The following is a 6480-nucleotide window of genomic DNA, read 5'->3' on the forward strand; positions in this document are numbered from 1 at the left end:
CGAACTCCACCGCCGGATCTTTGCTCACCTGGGCCTACCCCTGCCGTAGCCACGGGGATGAAATCCCGGTTGACCGCAAACTCAACTGCCCCAGCGCATTCAGCGACCAATGCCCCGGGAACTTCCGTCTAAGTGCAGCCGTTGGCGGTATGCGGCTACACAGAGGAAGAAATCAAGAAGGCTCTACACGCGCCGACTCGCGTACTGGCCTTCCGGTATGAACTACTGGATTCGCAGAACCGCAACAAGGCAGACCCCACTGGCGTACTCGCCGGGCGAATCGAGTACAACTCCCTGGCTGAGATCAAGCGCACGGCTACGTTTGTCTTGGAGGACTCCGCCCAGGTGAATTACCTGGCCGACCGCATCAAGCCCTGGGTTCGCCTCCGGATGCCCGACGATGGCTGGGCTGAGTGGCCGCAAGGGGTATTCCTCCTAACCACCCCGCCCCGGAAGGTCAGCCGGGCCGGGGTAGTTACCCGGGAGGTGCAGGCCTACGACCTGCTCCAGGTCCTCGTGGACGACAAGCTGGCGGATCGGTACACGGTCGCCGCCGGCACCAACTACATCGCCGCCGTCAAGGCCGTACTGGACAGCGCAGGCCTGACCCAGCAGAACCTTACGCCTACCGACAAGACCTTGCCGGCAGACCGGGACTGGCCTCCCGGAACGAAGAAGCTGCAGGTGGTCAATGACCTGCTGGCCGCCATCAACTACAAAAGTCTGTGGATCGACGAGAACGGCACCGCAGTCGCGGAGCCGTACCGGTCCCCGGCGGAACGGGCGCCGGAGTACACGTACCGGGACGATGACCAATCCGTCATATTCCCGGAGGTCAGCCAGGGGCTGGACCTCTTCGCAGTCCCAAACAAGTGGGTGCTTGTGGTGTCGCAGCCCGACCGGGCGGTGCTCACCAGCACTTACACAAACAACAATCCCGACTCTCCGACGAGTACGGTGAGCAGGGGCCGGACCATCGTGGACTACCGCGAGGTGGATGCCGCCGACCAGGCCAGCCTGGACGCAATGGCCCGGCGCATCGCGTTTGAGGCCAGCCAGGTATACGAGCAGGTGGAGTTCGAAACGGCGATCATGCCGTTCCACTCGGACAGCGACGTGCTGGAACTGTACTACAGCAAGCTGGGCATCGCCCACAAGTACAGCGAAGTGGCGTGGGGATCCGAACTGAGGGCAGGTGCCCGGATGTGGCACCGTGTCCGCAGGGTGGTGAGCGTGTGAGACCGGAGGACTTCCTGGAGATCGTGAGGCGGTCTGCCAGTCAGCCGATATTCCGGCTCGGGACGATCCCCTCGGGGTACTCGGGCGGCAGGCCTCAGGTGCAGTTTGACGGAGAGACCGCACCGAGTGCTCGGACCTGGCCCTACCTCGGCAGCTACACGCCGGCGGCAGGGGACCGGGTGCTGGTGGCCATGGTGGGGGGCAGTGGAGTTGTGCTCGGCAAGGTCGTGTGAGGAGGTGACCCGCCATACCCGGCATTGAGGCCGCGCAGTACAGCCCGAGCTGACCCGTGGGCTTATCAGGGGTTTCGGTTACCCGGGAGAGCCCCTTTTGGGGCTCTCCCTGCGTTAAGGAGGTGGTCCAGCTTGTCCGCCAACCTGGAGGTGGAAATCGCCCGGATAGACGAGCGGGTATCGGACCTGGAGGAGTGGCGCAACAAGCAGAACAGCCTGCTCGAGGAGATCCAGCGGGAGTTAAGGAGGCTGCGCGAGGACTGGGGCCGCAGGCCCACGTGGGCGGTGACCGTCCTGATATCCTCTACTCTCCAGCGCCTGCGTGGGCATGGCCTTGTACATCATCACGGGGAGGTAAGAGCATGAATACGGAAGGATTGAAGGATCTGGCGATCGGCGGTGTCTCTGCTGCCGCGGCGATCTGGGTCACGCTGGAGGCCCTGAAGGTTGCCGGGTGGGTCAAGCGTAAGTACGCACCGCTGGTGGCCATCGGCATGGGCGTTTTGGTGAGCGTGGCCAATGCGCTCTGGCCGGCGGGCACGGCCATCGTCGTGATGGGTGTTGGCCTCGGCGGCATCGTGACGTGGGTGTACGCCGGTGCCAGCAAGATGAAGGAGAACGCAAAGGGTGGCGGGCAATGAACCCCTTCGCGCAGAACCTGCTGTGGGTGTTCCGGGTGAAGGACTGCGGCGGGGCGGCGGCAGCGGTCGCCACCGCCAAGCGGCTGGGGGCGGGGTTGATCGTCAAGTACCACGACGGTGACCCCGCCGACGACGCCAAGTACGGTTTCCAGGAGCAGTTCCGGGCCGTGCTCCAGGCCGGCGAGGGGCAGGGCGTCCCGGTGCTGGCCTGGGGGTACTGCTACGGGAACAAGTACGGCAACCTGCTCAAGGAGGCGGACGCTGCGGCCCGGGCCCTCAAGGAGGGCGCCCGGGGGTACGTTATTGACGCGGAAGGCGAGTGGGAGGTCCCCGGCTCCGACGACTGGGCCAGGAGGTTCGTGGAGCGGGTGCTGTCGCAGGTGCCGGGGGCCCAGCTCGCCTTCGCGCCGTTCTGGAACATGCGGTACCACCCGCGCTATCCGGCCAAGGCGTTCGCCGAGGCCGGGTGCGTGGCGGTGATGCCCCAGGTCTACTACGCCCTGGCAAGGAAGCGGCCGGATCAGGTGGCGGCCATGTGGCAGGTCACCCTGGAGGACTTCTCGCCCTACGGCTTGGCTGTCTACCCGATCGGGGAATTCCCTGGTGCCACTGCCGAGCACGTGCGGGCGTTCCTCGCCGCCATCGGGGACCGGCCGCGTTCGTGGTGGCTGCTGGACAAGGCATCGCCCGATCTGCTTGAGGCGGCATTCCCTGAACCGGCGATGGTTCCGTTCGCGCAGTACAAGCGGGTGGTGGATGAACTCGAAATCGCCCGCGAGAAACTGGCTCGGATCCGGGAGATCGTGGGTTAATTCCATGCGGAATACTGGTGGGCCCGTAGCTCAGCCGGGGGAGCGCCCGGTTTGCACCTGGGAGGTCGCGGCTCGAGTCCCTCCGGGGTCCACCATTTTCACACGGGCAAATGGTAGTGTGAGCCCGCTCAAATTAATCAGCGGCGGTCAAAAGCAGGCTTCTGGGCGATCGGCCTGGATAGTAGAGCATAGCCTTACAGCTGCCGGAGTAGGAATAGATGCCTGAAGGTTAGGGGAGGCTCTGGGTTGGGAGGTACTTCTTGGCATGTGGCGAATAATAGGCCGTGGGTGCGAGCGGTTGGAAAAGGAGTTGACCAAGAAAGCATCTGAGTTGCGCAACAAGGTGGTCATCAATGCTGTTTACAGCGATGACCTCGAGGAGTTCTTGGACTCAATCGGACTTCTTGGGGATTTGGTGAATGGGAAACTCCGGTGCTTCAACTGTGGACGGATGATAGATCGTTCGAACTTGTCGGCGGTCTTTCCGCATAACGATCAAATATGCGTGTGTTGTTCGAGCCTGGACTGTTATGCGGCGCTAATAAATGTCCGGAGGAGTACCTGACATGCCTGTGTCTTTTTGGCAGGGCCTCTCCGCGTTCCTGTTTATCATTGTAGTGATCCTTTGCGTTGCCATAGCAAACTACGACAAGGTTCGACTACTGATTGCGGACGTCCTGATGTGTATCGGTAAGGTGGTCGCGTTCGTGCGAAGGCGCGCAGTCAAGACCTCTCTTGAAAGCACGCTAACTACGGCCGCTTATGACCTAAATAAGGAAATAGGGGGTTTGTTGCCGAAGGGCGTAACCGTTCAGTGGGTTAGACAGTCGGCAAGGGATGCCTTTATTCGTGACGACAAGGTTGTTCTCCGAATGGGTTTCGAAGAAAATCCGGACAAGCAACTGGCTGCTGCGGTGATGCAGTTTGTTTCTGGCGGATTTCTCCCTCGAGCCAAACCCTATGTAGACAAGAAAGTGATGGAGTCATCCGAACTTACGCTTGCGAAGAGAATTCTGAGCCAAAGAGGCCCGGGTGCTCTGAAGTGTTTCCTTGACGAAGTATGGTGGCCCAGGGTTGATAGCGATGAGGAACTGAGGGGCATTTGTGAGATACTAACCGACATTGACAGTGATGCTCTTTTTGTACCCATTTTTCTGCGTGAAATTGGAGAACTACCCACCAAGGTAGCCGGGCAGGTCCCCACGAAGTACCACTACGCGGACACACGCGACTTCGTTGAGTTCATGCATCGAATAGCCACTCAAGAACGAGGAAGTGATAGAAATCCACTTGATCACAAGGGACGTTTCATCAGGGTGGCTGTTCTTCTAGTTGCGGTCACAGACAAGTACGTTAGCGAGGGTGTGACGCCCTACGTGCGTCGAGTGACCTTGGCTTTTGAAAATGGCATGGAGCGGGTCTATCTATGTGCCAGAGGAAGGAATATACCGATTGCTGAGGAGGTCAGAGATGAAGTCATCAGGATTGGTGTGGCCGAATGTATTGACTCAGTACGTTTGAAATGCACTTTCAAAAACGGAAGCCTGGTCAACCGAGCTTGCATCGTGCTTCGGCCAGGTGTAGGGTTTAGTCCACCCGGGGACTAAAATGTCAGAGATTCCTCGCCGATATCTTATACAGAGTTCCGGTGAAACCACTAGTGGCTGGCCCGTGCCCGCCGAAAGGCGGGCGCGACGCCTTTGAAACGGGGACACACAAGATCCGTGTGACCAGCAGTTTCAAGCCGTTCAAGGCTCATCCAGGGTTACGAAACGATGCGGACCTAAACGGCAGCTTCGCTAGGCGCAGGCAAAACTTTCAGGAAGCTGTGTGTGTCCATTGCCGCACCCTCACAAACCTTTCCGGGTGTCTCTGGCGTCACGTTGCTGGGTGTTTGCGCGTAGTGGCCACGCTTATTCCGCCAGCAGGGGCAGGGCAGTGACGCAGGCAAGGGAGACTAGGTTGGGTCCGTTCCGGCTGGGTCCACTATCCTCTTCCGGGCACCGGTGCCCAATGAGTGCCCGAATCGTTCGCGCCGGTTGGTACAAAGCGGGATGAACCGGGGCCAAAATGCAGGAAAATCAAGGATTTCAGGCTGTGAGTCCTGCGGCGACAATGGGTCTCTATCGACTCTTAACCGGGGGATGGGTTCAAGTCCCGCCGGGGTCCACCATCATGCTGCGGCCGGTAGCACAATCTCGAACACGGCGTAGCGGTTTCTGTCCACATCCCCAATTCGTGCCACTGATATGCTGGGAAAAAATCGCCGCCATGAAGGCAGGGACATGCTCATTTTCTCCCCACAATAGGGGCGGTAGCCGGTGCCGGGGCCGGGCGAGGGTCACAATGGTGTCCAGAGGGTGCTGAATACAGGCGGTCGGGCGCCTATGTTCTACAACGGTGTCGCGGGAGACCAAGCTGTTTGACTCAAAGACCGCTTGGGGTTCCGCGTCGGGTTTCGCACCGGGCCCGGCAACGGGGGGCGCGAGCGGCAGCCTACCTGTCTTCGATCTCCTTCCGGCCGAGGCGGAGGGACTGGCGCGACGCTTCCTGCCGGACGGTGCGCAGTTGACCGAAGTGGCACCGACGGGCGCGACGGCCTGGGGCGGTGTAGCACGGACGCCAGCCGTGCAGACGATCAGGTTCTGGCCCGAGGGAGAGCTGCTGATCCTGGCGGGCTACCGGCGAGACCCCGGACGGGCGGGCGTGATGCTCCTCGGCCGGCGGGCGTCCGGGTGGGAGAAGTTGTGGAGCGAGGAGCAGGACGGGCGCGGCATCGAGAGGTTGCAATTGGTAGACGTCCTCGGGGAAGGGAAACCCCAGTTACTGGTGGGCTGGGACGCCGGACCGTCACTTGGTGGGCGGCTGGAGGTGCTGAGCTGGACGGGCAACGGCCTCCAGTCGGTGGCCGTGCTGGGATATCACCGGCTGGACGTGGTGGACCTGAGCGGCACCTACGCCCGGGACGGACGTTGCGAACTGGCGGTCTGGACCAAGGACACCGGCGATGCGTACGCCGTGGAGGTGTACCGGTGGCACGAGGGGCGGTTCGTGCCTTGCGCAGAGGACCCGCGAGCACCCCGACGTGCGGGCATACTGGTGGAGCGGGAACCGGCTGCACAGCCACGTGCTTTACGCGGCAGACGCGTCCGGGCACGGCCTGGGGGACACCTATGCCCTCACCGGTCAGGCGGTGCTGGCACCGGGCCCGTGTGTCTTGGGGGGGGGCGCGGCGTTCGGCTATCTCGCTTGGATGGTCTGGATGGGAGCCCTGTGCGGGTTCGGGTGACGATGCGCCCGAGGAGCCGAGCTCGAACGCTGGGCCCGGGAGGCGGTTGCCAGGGCGGAAAGGAGCGGGCTGGTCAGGGGCTACCCGGACATACCTTCAAACCCGGGGACAACGCCACCGGAGCGGAAGCCGTGACCATGCTTGTTCGCTGTCTCGTTCGGGGTCAGGCTTGTGGTTCGGGTCTGAGCCGGCCCCACACCAGGCGGTCGTCGTAGCGCCCGTCGCGGGCGGCGGCCATGCGGTCTCTGGCCTCGACGACGAAGCCG

6 protein-coding genes are annotated in these 6480 nt (G+C 62.0%); all 6 read left to right on the top strand.

Annotated elements, in window-relative coordinates:
* Positions 1-132: 132 nt before the first annotated feature.
* Positions 133-1239 carry a hypothetical protein gene (locus AB1609_13370; GenBank protein MEW6047450.1) on the top strand — a complete coding sequence of 369 codons (1107 nt, stop codon included), beginning with the start codon at positions 133-135 and terminating at the stop codon, positions 1237-1239.
* Entirely contained in the window at positions 1236-1472 is a 237-nt protein-coding gene (locus AB1609_13375) for a hypothetical protein (GenBank protein ID MEW6047451.1), read from the top strand. The genes AB1609_13370 and AB1609_13375 overlap by 4 nt, the downstream gene beginning before the upstream one ends.
* A 132-nt stretch (positions 1473-1604) precedes the next feature.
* Positions 1605-1838, top strand: a complete 234-nt coding sequence (locus AB1609_13380) for a hypothetical protein (protein MEW6047452.1) — start codon at positions 1605-1607, stop codon at positions 1836-1838.
* Entirely contained in the window at positions 1835-2113 is a 279-nt protein-coding gene (locus AB1609_13385) for a hypothetical protein (protein ID MEW6047453.1), read from the top strand. Before AB1609_13380 ends, AB1609_13385 begins: the two co-directional genes overlap by 4 nt.
* Entirely contained in the window at positions 2110-2925 is an 816-nt protein-coding gene (locus tag AB1609_13390; protein MEW6047454.1) for a hypothetical protein, read from the top strand. Before AB1609_13385 ends, AB1609_13390 begins: the two co-directional genes overlap by 4 nt.
* A 566-nt stretch (positions 2926-3491) precedes the next feature.
* Positions 3492-4532 carry a hypothetical protein gene (locus AB1609_13395; GenBank protein ID MEW6047455.1) on the top strand — a complete coding sequence of 347 codons (1041 nt, stop codon included), beginning with the start codon at positions 3492-3494 and terminating at the stop codon, positions 4530-4532.
* Positions 4533-6480 lie beyond the last annotated feature (1948 nt).

The organism is Bacillota bacterium (assembly GCA_040754675.1).
Classification (GTDB): domain Bacteria; phylum Bacillota; class Limnochordia; order Limnochordales; family Geochordaceae; genus Geochorda.